At 67.0% G+C, this 22,579-nt stretch carries 19 protein-coding genes; 9 read left to right on the top strand and 10 right to left on the bottom strand.

Features of this window, described 5'->3' with window-relative positions; translation table 11 throughout:
- Positions 1-164: 164 nt before the first annotated feature.
- The 3 genes from G6O54_RS04920 to G6O54_RS04910 form a co-directional block, all read right to left on the bottom strand.
- A complete protein-coding gene (locus tag G6O54_RS04920; RefSeq protein ID WP_165220931.1) occupies positions 165-1,949 on the bottom strand; it encodes a glycosyltransferase family 39 protein in 1,785 nt (594 codons plus the stop codon).
- Complete coding sequence (locus G6O54_RS04915) at positions 1,915-2,430, bottom strand: N-acetyltransferase (RefSeq protein ID WP_165220918.1); 516 nt, start codon at positions 2,428-2,430, stop codon at positions 1,915-1,917. Before G6O54_RS04915 ends, G6O54_RS04920 begins: the two co-directional genes overlap by 35 nt.
- Before the next feature lie 221 nt (positions 2,431-2,651).
- On the bottom strand, positions 2,652-3,356 hold the full coding sequence (locus tag G6O54_RS04910) for a protein-tyrosine phosphatase family protein (RefSeq protein ID WP_165220916.1): 705 nt from the start codon (positions 3,354-3,356) through the stop codon (positions 2,652-2,654).
- A gap of 345 nt (positions 3,357-3,701) precedes the next feature.
- On the opposite strand from G6O54_RS04910, the gene G6O54_RS04905 reads away from it, so the two are divergent.
- Entirely contained in the window at positions 3,702-5,165 is a 1,464-nt protein-coding gene (locus tag G6O54_RS04905; RefSeq protein WP_165220914.1) for a diadenylate cyclase, read from the top strand.
- 185 nt (positions 5,166-5,350) lie between these two features.
- Here G6O54_RS04905 and G6O54_RS04900 read toward each other — a convergent pair whose 3' ends face one another.
- The 7 genes from G6O54_RS04900 to G6O54_RS04870 all read right to left on the bottom strand — a co-directional run bounded on the left by G6O54_RS04900 (position 5,351) and on the right by G6O54_RS04870 (position 14,558).
- Complete coding sequence (locus G6O54_RS04900; RefSeq protein WP_165220912.1) at positions 5,351-6,403, bottom strand: 2-oxoacid:ferredoxin oxidoreductase subunit beta; 1,053 nt, start codon at positions 6,401-6,403, stop codon at positions 5,351-5,353.
- A gap of 63 nt (positions 6,404-6,466) precedes the next feature.
- Positions 6,467-9,808: a 2-oxoacid:acceptor oxidoreductase subunit alpha gene (locus G6O54_RS37745; RefSeq protein WP_250846722.1), complete on the bottom strand. Its 3,342-nt coding sequence runs from the start codon at positions 9,806-9,808 to the stop codon at positions 6,467-6,469.
- A gap of 763 nt (positions 9,809-10,571) precedes the next feature.
- The gene (locus G6O54_RS04890) at positions 10,572-10,991 is read right to left on the bottom strand and encodes a secondary thiamine-phosphate synthase enzyme YjbQ (RefSeq protein ID WP_165220909.1); all 420 of its coding nucleotides are present in this window, start codon (positions 10,989-10,991) and stop codon (positions 10,572-10,574) included.
- A 541-nt stretch (positions 10,992-11,532) separates the two neighbouring features.
- Positions 11,533-12,192 carry an alpha-ketoglutarate-dependent dioxygenase AlkB gene (locus G6O54_RS04885; RefSeq protein WP_165220906.1) on the bottom strand — a complete coding sequence of 220 codons (660 nt, stop codon included), beginning with the start codon at positions 12,190-12,192 and terminating at the stop codon, positions 11,533-11,535.
- Between the two features lie 156 nt (positions 12,193-12,348).
- Positions 12,349-12,933, bottom strand: a complete 585-nt coding sequence (locus tag G6O54_RS04880) for a hypothetical protein (RefSeq protein WP_165220903.1) — start codon at positions 12,931-12,933, stop codon at positions 12,349-12,351.
- 68 nt (positions 12,934-13,001) lie between these two features.
- Positions 13,002-13,496: a hypothetical protein gene (locus tag G6O54_RS04875; protein WP_165220900.1), complete on the bottom strand. Its 495-nt coding sequence runs from the start codon at positions 13,494-13,496 to the stop codon at positions 13,002-13,004.
- 675 nt (positions 13,497-14,171) lie between these two features.
- Positions 14,172-14,558: a DUF4405 domain-containing protein gene (locus G6O54_RS04870; protein ID WP_165220897.1), complete on the bottom strand. Its 387-nt coding sequence runs from the start codon at positions 14,556-14,558 to the stop codon at positions 14,172-14,174.
- A 380-nt stretch (positions 14,559-14,938) separates the two neighbouring features.
- Here G6O54_RS04870 and G6O54_RS04865 point away from each other — a divergent pair, with 380 nt between their 5' ends.
- The 8 genes from G6O54_RS04865 (at position 14,939) to G6O54_RS04830 (ending at position 22,531) form a co-directional block, all read left to right on the top strand.
- Positions 14,939-15,976, top strand: a complete 1,038-nt coding sequence (locus tag G6O54_RS04865; protein WP_165220894.1) for a c-type cytochrome — start codon at positions 14,939-14,941, stop codon at positions 15,974-15,976.
- A gap of 66 nt (positions 15,977-16,042) precedes the next feature.
- Entirely contained in the window at positions 16,043-16,714 is a 672-nt protein-coding gene (locus tag G6O54_RS04860; RefSeq protein WP_165220891.1) for a hypothetical protein, read from the top strand.
- A gap of 93 nt (positions 16,715-16,807) precedes the next feature.
- On the top strand, positions 16,808-18,214 hold the full coding sequence (locus G6O54_RS04855) for a cbb3-type cytochrome c oxidase subunit I (protein WP_250846721.1): 1,407 nt from the start codon (positions 16,808-16,810) through the stop codon (positions 18,212-18,214).
- Between the two features lie 52 nt (positions 18,215-18,266).
- Positions 18,267-18,971, top strand: coding sequence for a cbb3-type cytochrome c oxidase subunit II (locus tag G6O54_RS04850; RefSeq protein ID WP_165220888.1), 705 nt, complete (start codon positions 18,267-18,269; stop codon positions 18,969-18,971).
- On the top strand, positions 18,968-19,273 hold the full coding sequence (locus G6O54_RS04845; protein ID WP_165220885.1) for a hypothetical protein: 306 nt from the start codon (positions 18,968-18,970) through the stop codon (positions 19,271-19,273). The genes G6O54_RS04850 and G6O54_RS04845 overlap by 4 nt, the downstream gene beginning before the upstream one ends.
- A gap of 23 nt (positions 19,274-19,296) precedes the next feature.
- Complete coding sequence (locus tag G6O54_RS04840) at positions 19,297-19,569, top strand: hypothetical protein (protein WP_165220691.1); 273 nt, start codon at positions 19,297-19,299, stop codon at positions 19,567-19,569.
- Entirely contained in the window at positions 19,566-21,824 is a 2,259-nt protein-coding gene (locus G6O54_RS04835) for a heavy metal translocating P-type ATPase (RefSeq protein WP_165220882.1), read from the top strand. Before G6O54_RS04840 ends, G6O54_RS04835 begins: the two co-directional genes overlap by 4 nt.
- Positions 21,824-22,531, top strand: coding sequence for a sulfite exporter TauE/SafE family protein (locus G6O54_RS04830; RefSeq protein ID WP_165220879.1), 708 nt, complete (start codon positions 21,824-21,826; stop codon positions 22,529-22,531). Before G6O54_RS04835 ends, G6O54_RS04830 begins: the two co-directional genes overlap by 1 nt.
- The last annotated feature ends 48 nt before the right edge of the window (positions 22,532-22,579 follow it).

The following is a 22,579-nucleotide window of genomic DNA, read 5'->3' as shown; positions in this document are numbered from 1 at the left end:
AACTCAACGCATGCTCCGGCCATGCGTACTCCTGACGGCATGCCCATCCCGGCCCGGTTGGTCGCGAGCCACACGACTCTCGCTTCCGACCGGGCCGATTCATGCGCCCTTGTTCGTCGTCACAGCTTCATTGCCGGGTTGGCCAGGGGACGGGCTGGAAGGCCTTACCGTGGCAGCAACTTCTCCAGCCGTTCAACCTCGCTGGCCGGATAGATCCGAATCAAGGGGACGCCGAACTTCCGGAATTCATGGGCCGGCGTTCCCTGCTCCGCGAGCAGTCGCGTCACGCCCGTGTTCATCCCGGGTCGATTCTGGGTCACGTACCAGGCGGGTGCGCCGGGATCCACCGGGGTGACGCTCCGCGGCAAGGCCCCGATGCGTCTGAGGTAAAGCCAGGACGAGGGGAACGTCGAGAACCGGATCGTCTCGCCGGGTCCGGTGTGCTCGCGCAGCCAGGCGAGCGATTCCGCGTCGAGCGCGTCCCAGTAATAGGTGGGCTCCATCCCGAGCCGAGCGGCGCCCGGCAGGCCGCCGACGATCGGGCTGAAGTAGGAGAGTGGAACGGGCATGAACAGAGCGATCGAGACGATCCCCTCGACAAGGGCCGCAACCACCACGAGTCGAGATCGAGCCCCCACCCACTCCTGAAGCTGGCTCGCCCCCGCGCCGGCCATGAGTGCGACCATCCCGAAGGCCGGCAGGAAAAGCCGGACTCCATCGTGACCCGGCGTGTGGCTCATCGCTCGAAGGCATAACAAGAAGATCCAGTTGGCCAGGATGAGCCATGTAAACGCATCCGCTCGCCCTCGGCTGACGGCACGGTAGACCCCGACCAAAGCCAGGGACAAAAAAACGACCGGCGTCACCATCAGCGTCCAGACGATCGTGTTGTACGGGGGCAGGGAATTCGACGGGGTCAGGTAGGTCCGGCCCAGGAACATGATCGGGATCTGGATCGTCTCCTCCCGGGTCAGGTTGGAGTTGAAGAACCGCATCGGTCCGGCGATCGGCTCGACCCACCAGGCCGGTTGGAGTAGGTAGACGACGACGAGGGCGATGGGCACTCCGATCAGGAGAGTCCGCAAGCCGCGCCGGGAGCGGGTGAAGGCGACCCAGGCGGCCAGGGGGAAGGGGATGAACCAGCCCGTGAGCTTGTTCGCCAGCGCACAACCGAGCACGACGCCGAAGGCGACCAGCGCGAGATTGGCCGAACGTTGGCCTTCTCCGGGCGTCGATTCTGCCGCGGATCGCGCGAAGGCGAGCAGGGCCAGGATCCAGAGCGAGCTGAGGACGGCATCGTAAGCGGCGTAATGGCCGTGAGCAAAGAGGTTGGGCTGGAGGAACCAGGCACCGGCGGCGGCCAGGGCGGGCCAGGCTCCCCAGCGACGGCCGAGCGCATGGAAGACGATCGACCCGGTCGCACAGAACAGGAGGATTGGTCCGAGGCGGGCACGTGGCAGCTCCTGCCAGGTGGGGGCCAGGACATCACCGAGCAGTCCGAGGATGGCATAGAAAGCGGGATGCCCGTGGGGCTCCTCCCTGGCGAACGGCCAGAAGTAGGCGAGGACGCGGGGATCGAACAGGAGCTCCCATCGGCTGTCAACCTGCTCGGGACGGGGCGGAGGTGCGCCCGTTTGCTGGACCAGCTCGTCATCCGGGCGCGGCGGTTTCCACTCGGCCGCGAAGGCCACCGGGTCTCTCAGGGCGTGAAGCCAGGTGCGGATCCGGGCCTCCCGGCCGAGCGAGTACCCCTCGTCCCAGACGATGGCAAGACGCGGCTCGGTGGCGAGCATCAGGGCGAGGCCGGCAAGTCCGACACCGACGCTACCGACCCAGAGCCGGGCTGGACGGCCCGGAACTTGGTCCGGGCCGGGGCTGCCCCCGGCCTCGGCATCACGAAGATCCGCCGCCGGATCAGGCTCCGGCGGCAGCGAGCTCGAGCGAGGCATGGGCAGTCGTCGCCTCCGTCGCGGCCTCGTGAGTGCGGATCAGGGCGACCTCCGTGCAGCTCGGGAAGAGCGGACAGCGCACGCACTCGTTCCAGATCTTGTGAGGCAGCTCAGCCTTGTCGATCTGATGATAGCCGCACCGCTCGAAGAATTCGACGGAGTAGGTGAGCGCGAACACCGAGGCGATCTCGAGCTCCCTCGCCGCGTCCCAGCAGGCCTCGACGAGCTTCCGGCCGACGCCCTGCCCGTGCAGCTCCTCGGAGACCGCCAGGCATTTCAGCTCCGCCAGGTCCTCCCAGAAGACGTGCAGGGCGACACATCCGACGATCCTCTTCGCGTCATCCACCGCCACCACGAACTCGCGGATCGACTCGTAGATCTCTCCGATCGACCTCCGGATCATCAACCTTCGATCGGCGAAGGTCTTGATCAGCTCGTAGATTGCCTGGGCATCACCGACGCGAGCGGGGCGGATGTTCAATCGAGGAACCTCCCTGGCCGGCATGAAAGCCGGATCGCCTGTCTGGGATTGGAAATCACCGCGAACCGGTTCAGGCCGGCGCGAACGCGAACGACCTGACGAATCGCCGGAACTTAATTCTATGTGGACTGGCCCGGGAATCAAGAAATCCCGCCCAAGATCTGACCGTTCCGGGGTCGGATCTCGCGCCGCCAACGGGCCCGGCCGATCGGCACCCGGGATCAGCGAACGGAAGGCCGGGAACCGGCCACGCCAACCTGGACCGCCAGGGTCGGGACCGGCGTCCCCGCGGCCGGGACCGAATCCCTCGCCGGCCTGGCCGCGTCCGCCGTTCCGGCGGGATTCCTCAGGGGGAGCACCCGCTCATTGTAGTAGTCGATCATGTGCCGGTAATCGGGCCCGTGGTCCACCTTGACCAGCCCGATCGAGTCATCGATCTCCGCCATGGCCTGCTCGAGCGACCATCCGCAGTATTTCGTCCGATAGGCAATCTGGGCCATGGAAGCACGATTGAGCCCGTGGTGGCAATGGAAGTAGACGGGGTAATTGGCCGGATCGGCGAGGACGGCGGCGGCCTCGTCGAGGAGGTCGGAGATCGTCTTCGGGTTCTCGCCGATCCGCTGATCCACGATCGGGATGTGGATCCAGCGGAAACCGAGCTCCTTCGAGAGCGCCAGCTCACCCTGAGAGAGCGGATGGTCGTCCGGATGGGCAAGGGCCAGGACCGTCCGGATCTTGTAGTCGCGGACGATCCGGCGCATCGGCCAGTCCTTCTGCCAGCCCCCCCGGAAGATCTTGCCGGGCTCGACGACCGCGAACTGGCGGGGCAGGACATAGTCGTGCCCATGCCTCCAGAGCTGCTGTGCGGCCACGGCGAGGAGGAGGACCAACAACCCCCGGCGGACCAGGGTTCTGCGAATGACCATCCGGCGGAACTCCTCGAACTTGCGGTGTCATCGCCTCCGGCGTCCGCGCCCTGAGCGGAGGCCGCAAGAGCGCCGGGACGGGCCCGGCGAAGGCGGCGAATCCTAGCAAGACTGCCCCATGACAACAAGCCGGACCCCCAAGCCGGAGCCCGATGCGTCTCGGGTCCAGGATCGACGAGACCGGTAGAATGCCTGCACCTTTTCCTCTTGATCGAATCGTCCTGCATTTTGGAATCGCCGGTTGCGACGGAATTGATATCGTGAGGGATGCGGGCTCATCCGGGGCGATCACGATCCGGGGGGCGAGGGACGAACCGCTTGTGGGAGCATGGAGGGATTGGACGAATGTTGGTCGATTCCTGGTCGAAGTCCCTGCGGCTCGATCCTGGCGTGAATGCACGGGAGCATGCCTTGCTGTCGAGAAACGACCGCCCCAACGGGCCGATCTCCCGCGTGGTCGGTCTCTACCAGGCCCTGCTGCGTCGGACCCTGGAGCATTTCTTCCCGGACTCCGTGCTCGAGGTCCTCGGCGATCGGAGCATCATCGACCTGGACGGTTGCGGCGACGATCCCTGCTATCGGATCCGCGATGATGGCGACCACCTCGGCCTCGACATCGAGTGGCTGGGGACCAACCTCAGCTTCCGGCCGCAGAGCCCTGTCCCGCTCCTGCCGACGGAACGGCGGATGGTGGACGTCATCGTCCGGGCACTCGACATGCGGTTCCGCGGGCTCTTCGACCAGGATCTCGCCGACCGGCTGGAGCGGTTCCAGTACGTCACCGAGGACCTGATCATCGCGGACTTCATCCGCCCGGTGAATCCGTATCGGATCCCGGCGGCCCTCGAGGCCCTCCGGGTCGCCGCCCTGTCCACGTATGAAAGCCGGAGGGTATCGACCGGGGCCATCCTGCTGAGCACGAATTTCGACCCCTCCGATCCGAAGCGGGCCAACGCCGAGGGGGCGCCACGCTTCAACGCCCGGCTGACCGCCATCAAGGGATTCCACCGGCTCTGCGACGGCGTCAACACCCTCTTCCTGGTGGACCGGGAAGGGGAGATGCTCCGGATGGCGGACGTCGAGCGGTGGTCCGCCGACGTCCAGAGCAAGGAGTCGGAGATCCCCCCCTGTCCCCGCCCCTACATCAACCACGCGCGTGCGACCCAGTCCGGCGGCCACGTCTGCCTGGTGCTCACCCCCCGGCAGGACATCAAGGTCTTTTCCGAGGGAGCCATGCTCTTCAGCCTAAGCGACGCCCGCTGGCGGCTGCTGGACATCCCCTCCAAGTTCGCCGCGTGGCGTGATGCGGTGGGCGCGACCACGCCCCCGGACCTGGCCCTCTGGCTCTTCCAGGCCGCGCTCAACCTGGGCGAGGCCCGCACCGGGGCGCTCTTCGTCGTCGTCCGGGACCGGGAGCGGGCACTCCGAGAGCTGATCGCGCCCATCGATCGGATGACCGAGGAGATCGCCGTCGACGACCCCCAGGATCCGGAGAACCTCTCGCCCAGGCTGGCCAAGCGAGCCCTCCACCACGCCATCCGCGACACCGACCTCTGCGACATGGAGCCCGCCGTGCTCGAGTCGATCGCCAGCCTGGACGGGGCGGTCGTCGTCGACACCGAAGGCTGCGTCCTCACCTTCGGAGCCATCTTGCGGATCGCGCCGGAGACCCTGGAGCTGGTCCGATCCGTCCAGGGCGCGCGCACGCTCGCAGCCCTGGCCGCCTCGCAATACGGGCCGGTCCTGAAGGTGAGCCAGGATGGATACATCACCATGTTCCTCAAGGGCCGCCGACTCTGGGAACTGTAAGCGTCTGCATATTTTCACAGGTTGAAGAAGAAAGGCTGATCGACGAGTCAAGTCGCACAGTCCGAAGCCTCCGGTCCCCTCCCCCCTGTGTGGGGGAGGGTTAGGGAGAGGGGGCTACCACACTTGCCAGGCAGCCCGGCGTTGAGACAAAGCAGCCCTCCTGCCCGTCGCGCCGTCCGCATGGCTCAGATCGTCTCCATGATCGCCTCCAGCACCTCGGGACCTGGCCTCAGCACGTCCTCTCCGAGCAGGGCCAGGGGTGTCTCCACGACGTTCAACTCGGTCGAGAAGTCCGGCCGCGCCGAATCCAGGTAGAGCAGGCCCGTCAGGAACTCGTGACTCCGCCCGGATTCCTGGAGCAGGCGAACGGCCGAGACCTTGTCGGTGACGTCATGCTCCTCGTGGCGGATCGCCCGCAGGACGATCCACGAGCCGTCGTGGAGCTGGACGCGGGTCGCCTCGCCCGCCTTCTGCTCGACCTCGATCTCTGGCAGGTGGGGGACGAACCCCACCTCCTGGAGCGGGAGCTCGTGCTCCTTCGCCCAGTCCCAGCTCTTGGTGGAGCCGTCGAAATCGTTGAAGGTGACGCACGGGCTGATGATGTCCAGGAAGGCCATCCCCCGATGCGAGAGCGCGGCCTTCAGGAGCGGGACGAGCTGCTTCTTGTCACCCGCGAACGACCGGGCGACGAACGTGGCGCCGGCGATCAGCGCCTCGGTGCAGAGGTCGAACGGGGGGACGTGATTGGCCTCGCCGCCGGCGCGCCGGAGGTGGGCGTCGAGGTCGGCCGTGGCCGAGAATTGCCCTTTCGTCAGGCCGTAGCAGCCGTTGTCCTCGACGATGTAAACCATCGGCACGTTCCGACGGCAGGCATGCTTGAACTGGCCGAGGCCGATGTTGGCGGTGTCGCCGTCGCCGCTGATCCCGATGCAGACCAGCTTGTGGTTGGCCAGCAGGGCCCCGGTGGCGACCGAGGGCATCCGCCCGTGGAGCGAGTTGAAGCCGTGGCTGTACTGGAGGAAGTACGCCGGGGTCTTGCTCGAGCAGCCGATGCCGCTGAGCTTCACGGTCTGGTAGGGATCGATGCCCGTCGACTTGCAGGCCTCGATCAGGTGGCTGGTGATGCTGTTGTGCCCGCACCCCTTGCAGAGGGTGCTCGGCAGGCCCTGGAAGGCCGTCACCGGCAGGGAGAAGCCGGCGCCGTTGGAGCGGACGGGGATCATCGTCTCGGTGGCCATGGATCGTCGCCTCGCGATTCGTCGTACTGATGGATGGGTTGGGAATCGACCGGGAGCCCCGCGTCACTCGGACGAGACGTCGCGGCCATGATCGACGCCCGGGTTGTCCTTCTCGAAGTCGCCGGTGGGCCAGCCCGGACCGGACGGGTGCTTCTCCCAGCCTAGGATCGGCCGGACGATGTTGTCCGCCGCGATCGGCATCCCGTTGTAATGCGTGATCGGCATCAGCCGGTCGGCCAGCGATCCGCGCAACGTCGCCCGCAACAGCGCCGTGATCTGGGCGTCGCGATTCTGCTCGACGACGTACACCCGCTGATGCCGCTCGACGAACGCCGAGACCTCGTCCGCCAGCGGGAGGGCGCGGATCCGGCAGTACTCGGTCTCGATCCCCTGGGCCTCGAGAAGGTCGCGCGCCTCCTTCATGGCGAAGTCGGTGCCGCCGTACGCGATCAGGCCGATCCGCGCGCCGAAGTCCCCCTCGATCGCCGGCCGCGGGATCGCCTTCCTCGCCGTCTCGAGCTTGAGCGCCAACCGGTCCAGGTTCTTCTTCCAGTCCTCGGGCCGCTCGCTGTAGCCGGACTTCTCGTTGTGCCCGGTCCCCCGGGTGAAGTAGGCGGCCTGCGGGTTGGGCGTCCCGGGGATGGTCCGATAGCAGATCCCGTCGCCATCCACGTCCCGATACCGCTCGAAATGACCGAGGCGTTCGATGTCCTCGGCCGTCATCACCTTGCCGCGCTCGAGGGGCCGGTCCGGGTAGCGGAAGGGGTCGCTGAGCCAGAGGTTCATGCCCAGGTCCAGGTCGGTCGCCACGAAGACGGGGGTCTGGAACTTCTGGGCCAGGTCGAGCGCCTCGATCGTCGCCTCGTAGCACTCCTCCACCGAGCCGGGGATCAGCACGATGTGCCGGCAGTCGCCATGACCCAGGAGGTGCATCTTGAGGATGTCCCCCTGGCTGGTGCGGGTGGGGAGCCCCGTGCTCGGGCCCATCCGCTGGACGTCGATGATGACGACCGGGATCTCCGCGAAGTAGGCGAGCCCCACGAACTCGCTCATCAGCGAGATCCCCGGGCCCGAGGTCGCCGTCAGCGACCGTGCCCCGGCCCACCCCGCGCCGATGGCCATGCCGACGGCCGCCAGCTCGTCCTCCGCCTGGACGATCGCGAACGACCGCTTGCCGTCGGCGCCGGTCCGGTGCTTCTTGAGGAAGCCCTCGGCGTACTCGGCCAGGCTGCTCGACGGCGTGATCGGATACCAGGTCAGGACGTTCGCCCCGCCGAAGAGGACGCCGAGCGCCGCGGCCTTGTTCCCCTCGATGAGGATCTTCTCGCGGGCGGAGGCCATCGGTTCCACACGGTAGGGGAGGTCGACGGGGAGATTCTCGCGCGCCCAGTCGAAGCCGGCGTTGGCCGCGGCGATGTTGATCTCCGCGGCCTTCGCCTTGCGGCCGGGGAACTCGCGGCGAATCCCCGCCTCGACGGCGTCCATCCGGATCCCACAGAGGGACGAGAGGACTCCGACGTAGACCATGTTCACGACCTTGCGGAGCTTGTCGCGGTAGCTCGGGTCCCCCTTCTCCGGCGGATAGGCGGCCTCGGCGAGCTTGCCGAACGGCACGGGCAGGAACAGCACGTCGTCCCGCAGTCCGGCCGGATCGATCGAGAAATCCGACCGGTAGACGCAGATGGTCCCGGGCAGGAGCTGGGCCACATCATCCTTGAAGGCGGGTTCGTTCATGCAGACAAGGATCTGAGGGTCTGCGCGATGGCCCACGTAGCCGTTCGCGTTGCCCCGGATGTGGAACCACGTCGGCAGGCCCTCGATGTTCGAGGGGAAGATGTTCTTGCCGGAGCAGGGGATCCCCATCGCGTACAGGGCCCGCAGGATCACAAGGTTGGCCGACTGGCTGCCCGAGCCGTTCACCGTACCGACCCGGATCGACAGGTCGTTGATCACGGGCCGTCCCGGCAGGGGGACGGCATGGTCGGGCGTAGGCGCGGTCCGGCCCGGAGAGAGGGTCACAGACATGGCTACCTCAGAGAGGATGGGAGAGGCCGCGGACCATGCCCCGGACGCCGTCACGTTCGATCGGCAAGAAGAATCGCACGAGGCATGTCGTGGAGTGGGGCCGAGCCGCGGCGCACGGCCCCGAGTTTCACTCCAGCACATCCAGGATTCCATGGCAAGTGGCAAGGAATCCCATGACGGAGAGCCGACCGAGGCCAGGCGAGTCGACGTCCCGACCGCGACGAGCCTTCCGGTCCCCGGTGGTCGTGGGATGGAACCCGGATTGGCGTCCTGCGTGAATTGGCTTCGATTGTCATTCGGCCATTCCAGGGACTCTTCCGTAACTCTTGATTTAGCATCACCTTGATGCGTCGCCGACGGCGCTTCCGGGATCGCGATTTCGCGCCGTCGCGGGCCCATCGGGAGCACGGAACCGGCCGGAATCGAGTCCGGCGAACGGTCCTGGACGGGTTCTTGAATGGCCTCTGATCCGCCGTCCGTATCCGTCCCCTTGCGGAGCCGACAGAGCTCGTCGAGGACCTCCATCAGCTCCCGGCTCATCGCCGCGATTTCCCGCCGAGGTCCGTCCAGGGCGGCACTCGCGAGGACCGCCTCGCAATCCCCGCGATCGGCTTCCGCCGGTCTGGAATCCAGGGCCTCGATCCGCCCGAGCTCGTCGTCGATGAACCGCAGCAGGAACGTCCAGGCCGCATCGGCCGATTTCGGCGGCGGCCCCAGCTCGCGCCAGACCAGCGACTCGACGAGGAACGCCTCGAAGCCCCGGGCGTTCTGCCTGGCCGCGGCGAAATAGGCCTCGCACCCGGCCATGCCTTTGGGATCGAGCGCATTGCAGGCCCGGAAGACGGCGTTGATCAGCGGGTCGATCGTCGTATCCCAGGAGTCGCCGCCAAGGAGCCGGACGAACTGGTGTCGTTCGGGGAGGCCGATCTCGCCCCCCAGCCGGATCCAGTCGCGGAGCGTCCGCCAGTGGCCCCGGAGCGTCAGCCGGCCCGCCTCGGACTTCTCCAGCTCGGCGATGATCGCCGCGGCCTGCTCCCTCGGATCGTCGACCCAGCCGGTCCACGCCAGGAGCTTCTGCGTGAGGACCTCGACCCGGTCGCGATTGGCTTCGTTCGTCGCGGGCGTCGGCTTCCGCGGCCTCTTCGTTTTCGCCGTAACCTTTGCCAGGAAGGCGGATTCCGCCTTCTCGGCCTGCTCGATCTTCCAGGAGAGCGCCGCGGCTTTTGCCAGCAACTCGCGTTCGTGGTCGCTGGCGCCGAGGCCCGCGTCCCTGAGGTAGTCCGCCGTCTTCCGCTCGATGCCCCGGCGATCCTGGCCCCGGGCCCTCGGCAGCGCCACGACCTTCGGACTCCTCGCCGAAATCTGGACCCTGGTCTTCATCGCCGGCCGCCTTCGCGTTGGGTGCACTGCTTGGCGCGCGGAAGCGCACAATCGCCTATTCAGTACAGTCCAGAAAAGAGGCCGGCCAGTTTCACAAATCCGGAAGAATTTGGAGAGAGGATCGATGAGTGGGTGCGTCGAGGGATCGATTCCTCGATGTCGCCATCCGCTACGAATAGCTCGGGGACCGTGATCGGCGAAATCCAAGGCGATGGCTCTAGCGGTCTTGCACTTGTCTAGCGTTAACCCTCCTGGGCGGACGCAACATCCGGGTGGCTGTGGTGGAGCGAAGCGACCCCACGGCCAGCGGGCCTTCGCTGCCCGCACAGGCCGGCTTCGTGCCAGGCTGATCCCGTGGTGTTGCCTGCGGCTCCTCCAAGCCTGCGGGCCGTGGGGTCGCTTCGCTCCTCCACAGCCACCCATCGGCTCGTGGGGAGCTTATGGGGAGACGTGGGGAGCCCAAAGCCTGCGGGCCGTGGGGTCGCTTCGCTCCTCCACAGCCACCCATCGGCTCGTGGGGAGCTCATGGGGAATCACTCGGGAGGACGAGGCTCCTGCCGAGTTGGCTGAGGCCATGGGCCGCCGCACGGCCTGCGATCTCGCGCAACAATTCCGGGACAAGGTGTCCAGGTCGTCAAGGCCAACGTTTCACCGCGCCATCACGAGGCTCCTGCTGAGTTCGGCGAGGCGACGGTTTGCGGTCAAGATCCCCAATCCGCAGCCTTTAAAAGCATGCGATCACGCGTGATGAGTTCAGCTCCGCTCAGGAATCTCCCATCACCGTGACGACGACCTGCCGACGATGCGGGTTGGTCCGGTGCTCCCAGAGAAACAGACCTTGCCAGGTTCCCAGCCGGCATCGGGCATCCTGGACCGGGACCGTGATCGAGGACTGGGTGAAGATGGATCGGATGTGAGCCGGCATGTCGTCCGGGCCTTCGAGATCGTGAATGAAGGACGGGTCGCCGTCGCGGACGAATTTCGCGGCGAACGTCTCGAGATCGCGACGAACCGTGGAGTCGGCGTTCTCGCAGACGATCAGCGAGGCGCTGGTGTGCAGGACGAAGACGTTGCAGAGCCCGCGGGAGATGCCGGAGCGTCCGACGACGGCCTCGACGGCGGCGGTGATCTCGTAGGTTCCACGGCCGCGGGATTCGATCTTCAGGGTCTCGGCATGGGTCATGGGACGGCCCCCGGGAGTTCGGGATTCTGGGATCGGAGAGCGGAATTGTCGCCGGCCGGGCCGGGACAGGGCCAGTGACGTCTGGGAGAGCCAAGCCGGCCGGGCCGTCCCTGAGGGTTGGAGAGGCCCGGGACCCCCGGGGACGTCTCCGGCGGCCCGAGTCGAACATAAGGCCCATTATCAGACGCAGCCGGGGGGAGGGATCCCGGCCCCCCATCGGAATCGGACGCCCGAACTTGGACTCGGTCAGGGACTCGTTCCCCCGTCCCCGGCTGGGGCGCCGATTCCAGCGAGGCTTTCCTTCGATGTCTTTGATGCTCTGCCCTAGGAGTAAGGAGCGACCGCGCCAGCCGTGGCCACCCCAGGCCGATGCGACGAGCGAGCCCCGTGGGAGCCGGCTCCGTCCGGCGACCGGGTGGGCCTTGGCTATCCCCCAGATGGCCCGCTTCGATGCCGACGAGGACTTTCCCTGCGTGCCAACCGAAGCATCAGGGACGATGCCGTTCTGGCCGATGCGAGGAGGGCTCCCGCACGACCCGCATCATCCTTGACCATCTCTACGCGAGTTGCCAGGCCTGGCCGATCCGCGCTCGTCCGTCGGATCGGGCGACTCGAACGCGCGAAGCGTGAAGGAAATCCTCCGGCCTCGATATCGGGCGGACCTGGGGACGGCATGCTTCCAGGCGAGGTTCGTCTCGTACGGCATGATGAACACGGTGCCGTCGGGAGCCGGAAAGTCCCGTGAGCCGTCGGCCTTGGGCCGGCTGAGGCGGAAGACCCGTTCCTCGCCGAGTGAGATGGTGACGATCGGGGCCCCGGCGACCATGTCGCGGACGCTGTCGTGATGGGGCCCGATGTAATGGCCGAGCCGTCCGTCGTACCAGTTCAGGAGCAGCCCGTTGAGCCGCCCGTCGATCGTCCGACGGGCCCAATCCCGGATCGGCTTGAGGATCTGAGGCACGGCCAGCGCGGAATTGGTGCGGCCGGAGTATCGGTAGTCGACCCCATAGGCCTGCTGCCATCGGGGCGTCAGGACCGGGCGTCCGAACATCTGGACCGTGTGATGGTCGTCCGGGTGGAGGGCCCAGAGCCCCTCGAAGCCCGCCGCATCCGGGCGGAGTTCCTCCGGAAGAGTGCCCACGAAGAAGTGGCTCCCCTCCCCCAGGTCGATCTTCTCGAAGCCGCCGTACGTCTCCGCCATGAGCGATCCGGCTCCCTCGCCGCACCGTGCCGTGAGCGCGCCCTCAACGGTTACTGACGCATCCCCGAACACGGTCCATTCGAGCCTACACCCGATCGATATTCTCAGGATCAGGGGACGGGCTCAAGAGTCTGGAGCGGCCTCGGATCTCCTCCGTTATTCGGCTGGCAACCACATCCTGCCCCCGTCGTCGATGAAACGGGCGAGCCATTCGCTGAACGTGCCAGCGACGAATTCCCCGGGCTTGTCCGAGTACTCCCCCTTCTCATCATCGATCATCCATTGGGCGTAGACGCCTCTTCGGCGCTTTCCCGCCGCCTCCAGCGAGATCCATGTGTAGACAAGCCCATCCCTCCACTCATTTCCTTGAGACCAAGGGCGGTATCGATGCCAGACTTCGCAGAACCCAAACAGCCCATTCGAGTCCACGCAAGAAGCGAATGGCATTTCTGTATATGCTGAATTCGCCTCAGTATATCCATGTATCGAGATGTAATAGTCTGTCTCGGTTGGACCTCCGACGTCAACAGGCACGGCTTCGCCTCCGGAAGCGCCGCCGTAGCGCGCCAAGAAATACATGTAGTCCGGGTATTCTGCGAGGAATGGAAACCGGTCAAGGAACAAGGTCGTGACTTCTGCTGCCCTGGCCTTGAACTGGGGCGTCGAGTTTGGCCCGCCGCTGACTGCGGTAAAAGGCAACGTTTTGAATCGCTGGATCAAGTCGTCGACGTCCTGCACCATGGCCATCGAACTCCGAAGATCTAGGTTAAGACGCCCTTGGCAAAGTCAGTGTTGACGCCATAATGCAATCACGCATCCGTGTCTTCCGGAGGCCACCCGTCCTCCAACAAGGAGATCGCAGCTGCAATGGAGAGGGCGCAAATCAACCAGCCGTACAAGATGAACGACCAGTCGAAGAATACAAGGCTCGCGTGGAAACGCACGAAGTGCTGCAGAGTGAGGAACGTCCAGATTCCGACCGAGATCACCCCGAGCAGGACCGCACAAACCCGGGCGGAGGGCGTGGCCATCAGGCCCACGAGACCCGCGGCAAGGGGACAGAGGAACGACGCGACCATGTATAGATTGGTTGGCTCGTCCGGCCCGACCTCGTGAAGGACCTTCAGCAGACCCAGTGCCGCGACGACAGCGAGGAGGCCCGTGAGTGCCCGCCACGACGAATTCCGCTTCTTCACGCTCCGAAGGAGTCTGATCACGCCGGCGCCAGCCGCGTCGGCCCAGGTCACGGAGGTGATCCCGACGAAGGCCGACGTGGCCCGAATCGCGGCGTATTCAACGTACATACGGATCACCCAGGGGGGGAGCGGGTCTCTGGGACCTCCTGCCAGAGGTCGACGCCGCCGGCGCCATGGCCGCACCCCAACGCTGTCAGCATGATGCAGGCCCCCATCGCGATGCGCATCATCTATGTTCCCTTCGAGGTCCTCCTTCGAGGCCCCCTACCTGGGGTCGTCCTCCAAGAGAAATGTCTGCGAATAGGCTTGGGCAGGCAAAGACGAAGAAGACCAAGTATCGTGGCGACGATCGCGGTGACGATGATCGGCGTGGTAATGAGGAACAGCCAAGGGTTGGCCGTCCGGAAAGGCTGGAATTGCGGTAGGAACGGTGGTAGCTGCCGCGCCTCGCGCGCGTCGTTCACAGCGGGAAGAAGGAACGCGAAGTAGCTCGAGAGGATCGCAACTCCCATGAGTATCTCGGCGATCGATACGACGAAACGTGGCGATCCTGGCTGCTCGTTTTTCATGAATCCATCTCAGCTTGGCCCGTGAAGGACCCGGGGTTCGAGATATCATCACGTACTGCGTAATGGCCCGCAAGACGATGCCGGGGGCCGAGCCGAGATGGTCGTTGCTGAACCTGTGCGCGTCATCGGGCACCGCCCGAAGGGCCGCCTCGGAGGCGACCCGGCCCTCGGCCAGGACATCGATCTCGGGAATTCCCGCCCGTCATGCCGCGGCTCAGGGCGGCGGCGGCGCGGCGTGGACGAAGAAGAGGGAGAGGATCACGCCGGCTCCGATGACGTGGAGCAGGACGATGAGCGTGGCCACGCCGATGATCGTCTGCTTGCCCTCGTCGGGACGCTCCTTGGTGCGGAGGATCTGGGCGGTGACGACCGAGCAGACCCAGTTCCAGTGCAGCATGACGTGGAAGACGACGCCGAAGGCGAACAGGCAGAGCGTCCCGAACTGGATGTCGCGCCACTGGTCGTAGGTCAGGCCGAAGAGCGTCCAGCCCGCGGAGAGCGTCGGGGGGGGCAGCAGGAACTGGAGGCTGGCCGCCTCCCATCCCATCAGCATGAAGACGACCAGCAGGGCGAAGTCGAGCCAGAAGTTGATCACCGACATCGAGAGCTTCTTCTTCCTGGGAGGCTCTCGGTCACTCGTCGCTCGATTGGCGGCCGGCGCGGATTGATTGGATATTCCCATGGGCACCGATCATACACCGCACCCCATCCGAGTTCTCCTGGGGCGAGAAATTTCGGCTTTTCGGGCGCATGTCTCCAGCCTCTTGCAATGCTTCTGAAAGAACGTTAATGTCTGACGCGACCATCAATCGACCGGACGCACTCGGTTCCGGATTCCCGCCGACGCTGGCGACCCGGCCGCCTTGAAAATCTCAACGAGTGAGGGCAACCGTGAGGCAACGAATTGCGATCGGGTTGGCACTCGGGCTGTTTCCCCTCGTCGTCGGCGGTTGTGCTCGCCAACCGGAGCCGCGCTTCACGTTGAGCGCCGCGTCGCAGAAGCTGAAGCCGGAATTCCAGCAGACGATCACCAAGCTCCTGTCCGAGCGGGCCGGCCGCCCCCTGGCGCCCAAGCTGATCGGCACTCCGAATGCGGCACCCGCGTACCTGGCCCGGGGTGCCGAGGTCTATGCTCGCTACTGCGTCCAGTGTCACGGCGTCAACGGCGACGGCAACGGCGTGGCCGCGACCTACCTGGTCCCCCGCCCCAGGAACTATCAGCTCGGCATCTTCAAGTTCACGTCCACCACGTACGGCTCGAAGCCGCTCCGCGACGACCTCCTCCGCACCGTCAAGAGGGGGATCCGCGGGACGTCGATGCCGGCCTTCCCGCTGCTGGCCCCGAGGGACCTCGAGGCGGTCGTCGACTACGTGCTGGCGCTGACGCATCGCGGGGAGCTCGAGTCCAAGCTCGCGGAGCAGGCCGAGTTCGACGAGCAGATCGACGAGGCCAAGGTGCCGGAGGTCATGGCCGAGATCGCCAACCGCTGGGAAGACGCGAAGGCCCACGTCGTCTATCCCGCGACGCCGATGCCGACCTTCAAGAAGGCGAACGTCGAGGCCGGCAAGAAGGCGTTCGAGTCGGTCGGATGCTCCAAGTGCCACGGCGAGGACGGCCGCGGAATGCTGGCGTCCAATGTCGGCACCGACGCCTGGGGATTCCCGACCAAGGCCGCCGACCTGACCTCGGGCATGCTCCGAGGCGGCACGGAGCCGCTGGACGTCTACCGGCACATCGACTCGGGCATCAACGGGACGCCGATGCCGTCGTTCCGCGATACGCTCAAGGCCCAGCCGGAGACGGTCTGGAACCTGGTCTCCTACGTCTTCCACGTCGCCGAGATCCGCCGCGACGGCGCGATCCCCGACTCCGGCGTCCTCGAGGACGGATACCTGAAGCCACTCCCCGGCGTCAAGGCCGGGGGCGCCCCGGCGGCGCCCGCGCCGGCCCCGGCCGCGGCGGCCGCGTCGCCGACCGGACCTCGGACCGGCGACGATCCCGACGTCGCATCCCGATAGAGGCAAGCTCCGGCAGTTCACTCTCCCGTCGATGAAACGCACCTCCGGCTTATCAGGGGGCGATCGATGACCTCGGAACTGGAAGCGAAGCTGAAGGAACTCGAGGCGCTGAAGGCGCAGGTCGAGCGCCTGGAGAACGACATCCAGGCCGTCCAGCTCGGGCCGAGCTGGCGGGCAACGTCGTTCTACGGGGCCTATTACGCCACGGCCGGGTTCCTGCTGGGCAGCCTGGCCGCGATCGTCAGCCTGCTCTTCAACGTGATCGGGGCTCCGCTCGCGGGCAAGAGCCCGCTCGAGCTGATCCGGGTGTACCTGACATTCCCGCTCGGCCAGAAGGCGCTCGAGCTCACCCAGGGCCAGAACGCCTATGCGGTCAACGATCGCGTGATCGTGGCGTTCGGCGTCTGCCTCTACATCGCCACGGGGATGCTGCTGGGCATCCCCGTCACCCTGGCGATCGCGAAGTTCGCCGGCAAGGGGGGGCTGGCCAGGCGCCTGATCGTGGCGTCGATCGCCTCCCTGATCATCTGGGGGGGCATGTTCTACGGCCTCCTGTCGTGGGTCCAGCCGGTCCTGGTCGAGGGGGACCCCGGCAACTGGATCACGAACCAGAAATTCCTCCCCTGGTGGGTCGCCGCGGCCACGCACCTGGTGTTCGGCTGGACGATCGCCCTGCTCTATCCGCTCGGTGAATACCACCCCTACCATCGGCTCGCGGAGCCGGCGGCGAGGGAATAGCCCGGAATGGCCCCGTCGCGGATCCCCGCGCGGACCGCCCAAGACGACCCGATCGATTCACTCCGTTGAACGGCAAAGAGTGAGGAAACGACCTTGGAAAAGGAACACCCTCGCCACGCGGACCTGGTGGATGAGAAGCTGGTCTACTGGCATTTCATGGCCGCCCTGATCTTCATGGGGGCCTCGATGCTGGGGGGGCTGCTCATGTCCCTCCAGCTCCTGCGGATCAACCCGCTCAACGGGATCGAGCTGCTCTCGCCGGGCCGCTGGCGGATGATCCACACCAACGCGATCGCCTACGGGTTCATCGCCAACGCGTTCCTGGGCGTCCTCCAGTGGGTCGTCCCCCGGCTGACGCTCCGGCCCTGCTACAACCCCAGGTTACCCGGCCTGAACCTGAACCTGTCGTGGGCCATCTTCTGGGCCTGGCAGCTCGTGGTGGGCGCGACGGCGGTCGGCATCCTGCTGGGCCAGGCCCAGGCGCTCGAGTGGGGCGAGACCCCGGTCTGGATCGACCCGGTGGCCCAGCTCGGCCTGCTCCTGGTGGCGATCAACTACATCCCGCCGATCGCCAAGGTGGAGGGCCCGCTGTATGTCAGCCTCTGGTACTTCCTCTCCGCGTTCGTGTGGACCTTCCTGACGTACGCCATGGGCAACTTCATGCCCCAGTATTTCGTGACCGGCACGGCGGCCGGGGCCGTCGGCGGGCTCTTCATCCACGACCTGGTCGGGCTCTTCGTCACGCCGCTGGGCTGGGGCCTGATGTACTATTTCGTGCCCATCCTGCTCAAGAAGCCGATCTGGAGCCACGGGCTCTCGCTGGTCGGGTTCTGGGGGATCGCGTTCTTCTATCCGCTGCAGGGAATCCACCACTTCCTCTACACGCCGATCCCGATGTTCCTCCAGTACGGGGCGGTGATCTCGACGATCGCCGTCGAGCTGGTGGTGGCGACCGTGATCTTCAACTTCCACGCCACGCTGCGGGGGACGACGGGCGCCCTGACGACGAACCTGCCGATCCGGTGGTTCTACACCGGGATGTTCTTCTACTTCCTGACGTGCCTCCAGTGCGCCTTCCAGACGACGCTGACGTTCCAGCAGCTCATCCACTTCAGCGACTGGGTGGTGGGCCACGCCCACATGGTGATGTTCGGCGTCTTCGCGATGTGGCAGCTCGGGATGATGACCTACCTCATCCCCCGCCTGCTCAAGACCCCGTGGTACAGCCAGCGGCTGCTGGAGTTCCACTTCTGGTCGTCGTTCATCGGCATCTTCGTGATGGCGGCGGACCTGATCACCCTGGGGGTCTTCCAGGGCCTCTCGTGGTCGTCGCTGATGCCCTGGGAGCACTCGGTCGACATCTCGATCCCCTTCTGGGCGATCCGGGCGGTCGCGGGGGTGCTCATGATCTTCGGCTACCTGGCGTTCATGTACAACATCGTCATGACGTACCTGGCCTCGCGCCCGTCGCACCAGGAAGCCGCGGTCGCCGCGGCCTGACCCCGCCCCCGAGCTCTACGTCGGCAGGCCTAGATACGAGGATTCGCAAGCCATGTTGGAGTCGAAAGCGGGAGTCCTGTTCGTCGCGGGCATCGGCTTCTTCGCCCTCGCGTTCCTGTCCAATGCGCTGGTGCCGGCCCTGATGTACCGCGACCTGCCCGAGCTGACCGTGGAGCAGCTCGTCCGGAACAACGGCAACCTGAGGTTCCAGTTCGAGGACCTGGCCCGGCGGTTCCCCGACAGCTTCACGAAGGCCTATGGCAAGCCGCCGGAGGGGGTCGGCGAGCGCGAGAAGTGGCTCGACGAGAAGACCCAGGAGGCCCTCCGGGCCGGCCACAAGGTGTACGTCGGCGAGGCCTGCTGGCACTGCCACAGCCAGTTCGTCCGGCCGGTCTCCAACGAGGACCGCCGGTTCGGCCCGGTCTCGAAGACCGAGGAATACCAGAACGAGCTCCAGCGCCCGGTCCTGTTCGGGACGCGCCGGGTCGGCCCGGACCTCTGCCGCGAGGGGGGGCGGCGGTCGAACGACTGGCACGCCGTCCACTTCTTCAAGCCGTCGACGCTCTCGCCCGGCTCGCCGATGCCGGAGTATCCCTGGCTCTTCGACGGCAGCCCGGACAAGCCGAACGCCAAGGGCCTGGCCCTGATGACCTACGTTCAGTGGCTGGGCTCGTGGCTCGAGAGCTACCCCTACTACGAGGACTACAAGGCGGCCCCGCTGCCCGGCGACGAGCCCGCGAAGGGAGCGAACCCATGAGCACCGCGACGACCAGCCGGTCCACATCCCGAGCCCAGATGATCACGACGGTCGCCTTCGCGCTGGTGATCCTGGTCCCGAGCATGATCGGCTTCGCCAACAAGTTCCGGGAGTTCATCCTCCTGTACCGCGGCGACGTCGACGGCGTCTTCGCGATCACGCCGATCGTGAACTACCTGCTCGCCAGCCTCGGGTTCTTCTGCCTCTTCTTCTGGGCGATCTACCACGGCATGTTCCGGGACATCGAGGCCCCCAAGTACGCGATGCTCGAGCACGAGAAGATGCTCGACGAAGACGAGTGAGCCAGCTCGAGGAGAGGACCAGCATGTCGCACAGCTCAGCCGCCGTCCCGCCCCAGGGCGGATCCTCCACGGTCGCCAACCCGAACGCGATGGCCGACGACCTCCTGGCCGTCGGCGGCGCCGTGCCGTTCGACAAGACGAGCCCGGAGCAGGAGAACGTCTTCCACACCTACACCGGCAACGCGATCCCCTGGATCATCCGGGGGATCTGGATCGCGTTCTGGTGCTTCGCCATCACCTACTTCGTCGTCTACCTCCTGCCCGCGCTCCAGTCGGAGCTGCTCTCGCCCCCATGAGCCCCGACCGGGCGGAGCCCAGGCCCTGCGATTACTGCCAGTCACCCCTCCCCCGAGGCTGGTGGAGGGCCTCGGATCCGGCGCCCGCCGAGTCGGAATCGGTCTTCTGCTGCCTCGGCTGCAAGCTCGCCGCCGAGATCATCCAGGAGCACGGCGAGGCCGGCGCGGCGCGGTCGCTGTTGACGCGGCTGGGCCTCTCCATCTTCTTCTCGATGAACGTCATGGCGTTCACCATGGCCCTCTGGACGACCGACGTCTACGAGGGCCCCGGCCAGGCGAGCCCCCTCCTGCCCGCCTTCCACGACCTCTTCCGCTACGTGGTCCTGCTCTTCTCGCTGCCGGTCCTCTACCTCCTCGGGCTTCCGCTGATCTCCAACGCGTGGCAATCGTTGCGACGGGGTGTCGCCTCCACGGACGCCCTCCTCTCGCTCGGGGTCATCGCGGCCTTCGCCACGTCGTTCGTCTCCGTGCTCCGGGGCGCGGGGCCGATCTACCTCGAGGTGGGCTGCGTCATCCTGGTCATGACCGCGCTGGGCCGGTGGCTCGAGGCCGCGGGCCGGCTCAAGGCGGGCTCGGCGCTCGATGCGCTCGCGAAGCTGCTGCCGCCGACGGTGCGGCGGCTACGAGACGGCGTGGAGGAGCCCACGCCCCTCGATCAGATCGCGGCGGGCGACCTGCTGCGGATCCTCCCCGGCGAGCGGTTCCCGGCCGACGGCCGGGTCGCCGAGAACGCCGCCCTGGTGGACGAGCAGGTCCTGACCGGAGAGAGCCGCCCGGTGCTGAAGGAGCGGGGCTCGATGGTCCTGGGCGGCACCCTTAACCTCGACGGCGACCTCGTCATCGAGGTGACGGCGACGGGCCGGGACGGGACGCTCGCCCGGGTGGTGGAGCTGGTGAAGCAGGCCCGGCTGGCGAAGGGCAGGTACCAGCGGCTCGTCGATCGGATCTCGGCCTGGTTCTTCCCGGCCGTCGCGGCGATCGCCGTGATCGCCTTCGCCTTTCACAGTTGGCGCGGGTCGTTCGAGCAGGGGCTCATGGCCGGGCTGGCGGTGAGCCTGATCGCCTGCCCGTGCGCGCTCGGGCTGGCCACCCCGCTGGCCGTCTGGAGTGCGATCGGCCAGGCGGCGTCGCGTCAGGTCCTCTTCCGGAGCGGTGAAGCCCTGGAGCGGCTGGCGGACGTCCGCGCGGTGCGATTCGACAAGACCGGCACCTTGACGACCGGGACGGCGAGGCTCGAGGCGATCGAGGTCGAGCGCGACGAGGATCGAGGGCCCGCCATCGAACGGGCTGCCGCCCTGGCCTCGTCGTCGTCGCACGCCCTGAGCGCGGCCATCGTCACGTTCGCGGCCGCGGGCTCCTCGCCGTCCCCGTTACCAGGCCGCGGAGCCGTCGCCTCGGTCCGCGTCATCCCCGGCCGCGGCGTCGTGGGCCTGTACCAGGCCGAGGAGGTCTCTCCGGCGGCCGTGGCGCTGGGCAACCCCGCGCTCATGGCGGAGCGCGGCCTTCACCTCGGTCCCGTGCTCTCCGATCGCCTCGCCGCCGCTGACCGGCGCGGGCTGCCCGTCACGTTCGTGGGCTGGGACGGTCAGGTCCGCGGCCTCTTCGTCTTCTCCGAGGAATGGCGGCAGGACGCCCGGACCGTCCTGGCGAGCCTGGGCCGGGCCGGGGTGAACCTCGGGATCCTCACCGGCGACAGCGTCGCCCGGGGCCGGTCGATCGCGAAGGAGCTTGGGGTGGACGTCCAGGCCGGGCTCCTCCCCGAGCAGAAGGTCGAGGCCGTCCGCCTGGCGCGGCGGGAGCACGGCGCCGTGGCCATGGTGGGCGACGGCGTGAACGACGCCCCGGCGCTGGCGGCCAGCGACGTGGGGATCGCCCTGGGCTGCGGGACCGACGTCTCGCGCGACTCGGCCTCGATCTGCCTGCTCGGCAACGACCTGGCGCGGATCCCGTGGAGCCTGGAGCTGGCCCGACGGACGGTCGTGGTCATCAGGCGGAATCTCTTCTGGGCCTTCGGATACAATATCCTGGGCGTGCTCGCGGCCGCCCTCGGCTGGCTCAACCCGGCGATCGCCGCCCTGCTCATGGTCGCCAGCAGCGCGGTGGTGATCGGGAACTCGCTCCAGTTGCGTCGTCCGATCGCGGTCGAGTCGACACCAGGCGAAGTCGGTGCCGAGATCCGGGGCACCGATCCGGCGGGACGCCGCGAGCATCCGGCCGACGTCGAGCCGGAGTTGGCGGCGGGGGGCGTCCCGTGATGATGGAGCTGCCTCTGGTCTTCGCGGCGGGCCTGCTCGGCTCGGCACATTGCGTCGGCATGTGCGGCGGCTTCGCTCTGAGCATCGGGGTCGGCGCTCGCGACGTCCGGAGCAACCTGCGGCGACAGCTCGTCTACACGGCCGGCCGGGTGGCGACCTACGGGTTCCTGGGCGTGGCCGCCGGCTTCGCGGGGCTCTGGCTCGGGCACCGGGCCGGGGCCCTCGTGAACGTCCAGGCCTGCCTGTCGATCGCGGCCGGCCTCTTCCTCGCGTGCCAGGGGTTGATGGTGCTCGGGCTCTTCCCCCTGGTGCCGAGATCGATCGGCGGGGGCGGGACGGCCTGTCTGGCCGGCTCCTTCGTCGGCCCGTTCCTGAGCGCCCCGGGGTTGGCGAATGTCTTCCTGGCCGGCATCCTGACCGGCTTCCTCCCCTGCGGGCTTGTGTATGGGTTCCTCGCCCTTTCGAGCAGCACCGGCAGCGTGCTCCACGGGCTCCTCACGATGGCCGCCTTCGGGCTCGGCACGGCGCCGATCATGATCCTGACGGGGGCGGGGGGCTCGCTCCTCTCGCACGCGTCCCGGCGTCACCTCCTGCGGATCTCGGCCGTCTGCGTCCTGCTGACGGGGATCATCTCCGTCTCCCGGGGCGTGGTGTTCCTCCATCATCCGGAGACGACGGCGGCGGAGTCGTGCCCGTTCTGCCGATAGCGGGTTTCGCATGCTCCCTTGTCGGGGCGTCGGAATCACCTACCATGT

This window comes from Aquisphaera insulae (genome assembly GCF_011064615.1).
GTDB lineage: Bacteria > Planctomycetota > Planctomycetia > Isosphaerales > Isosphaeraceae > Aquisphaera > Aquisphaera insulae.
Note: the sequence above shows the minus strand (reverse complement) of the source record. Positions and strands in the feature narration are given on the sequence as shown.

Excerpts from the sequence above, each read along its gene's own strand:
- G6O54_RS04830 (WP_165220879.1), top strand. The coding sequence starts at position 21,824 with ATGATGGAGCTGCCTCTGGTCTTCGCGGCGGGCCTGCTCGGCTCGGCA.
- G6O54_RS04890 (WP_165220909.1), bottom strand. The coding sequence starts at position 10,991 with ATGACCCATGCCGAGACCCTGAAGATCGAATCCCGCGGCCGTGGAACC.
- G6O54_RS04835 (WP_165220882.1), top strand. The coding sequence starts at position 19,566 with ATGAGCCCCGACCGGGCGGAGCCCAGGCCCTGCGATTACTGCCAGTCA.
- G6O54_RS04910 (WP_165220916.1), bottom strand. The coding sequence starts at position 3,356 with ATGGTCATTCGCAGAACCCTGGTCCGCCGGGGGTTGTTGGTCCTCCTC.
- G6O54_RS04900 (WP_165220912.1), bottom strand. The coding sequence starts at position 6,403 with ATGGCCACCGAGACGATGATCCCCGTCCGCTCCAACGGCGCCGGCTTC.
- G6O54_RS04860 (WP_165220891.1), top strand. The coding sequence starts at position 16,043 with ATGACCTCGGAACTGGAAGCGAAGCTGAAGGAACTCGAGGCGCTGAAG.
- G6O54_RS04905 (WP_165220914.1), top strand. The coding sequence starts at position 3,702 with ATGTTGGTCGATTCCTGGTCGAAGTCCCTGCGGCTCGATCCTGGCGTG.
- G6O54_RS04870 (WP_165220897.1), bottom strand. The coding sequence starts at position 14,558 with ATGTCGGTGATCAACTTCTGGCTCGACTTCGCCCTGCTGGTCGTCTTC.
- G6O54_RS04880 (WP_165220903.1), bottom strand. The coding sequence starts at position 12,933 with ATGGTGCAGGACGTCGACGACTTGATCCAGCGATTCAAAACGTTGCCT.
- G6O54_RS04845 (WP_165220885.1), top strand. The coding sequence starts at position 18,968 with ATGAGCACCGCGACGACCAGCCGGTCCACATCCCGAGCCCAGATGATC.
- G6O54_RS04875 (WP_165220900.1), bottom strand. The coding sequence starts at position 13,496 with ATGTACGTTGAATACGCCGCGATTCGGGCCACGTCGGCCTTCGTCGGG.
- G6O54_RS04850 (WP_165220888.1), top strand. The coding sequence starts at position 18,267 with ATGTTGGAGTCGAAAGCGGGAGTCCTGTTCGTCGCGGGCATCGGCTTC.
- G6O54_RS37745 (WP_250846722.1), bottom strand. The coding sequence starts at position 9,808 with ATGAAGACCAGGGTCCAGATTTCGGCGAGGAGTCCGAAGGTCGTGGCG.
- G6O54_RS04885 (WP_165220906.1), bottom strand. The coding sequence starts at position 12,192 with ATGGCGGAGACGTACGGCGGCTTCGAGAAGATCGACCTGGGGGAGGGG.
- G6O54_RS04840 (WP_165220691.1), top strand. The coding sequence starts at position 19,297 with ATGTCGCACAGCTCAGCCGCCGTCCCGCCCCAGGGCGGATCCTCCACG.
- G6O54_RS04920 (WP_165220931.1), bottom strand. The coding sequence starts at position 1,949 with ATGCCTCGCTCGAGCTCGCTGCCGCCGGAGCCTGATCCGGCGGCGGAT.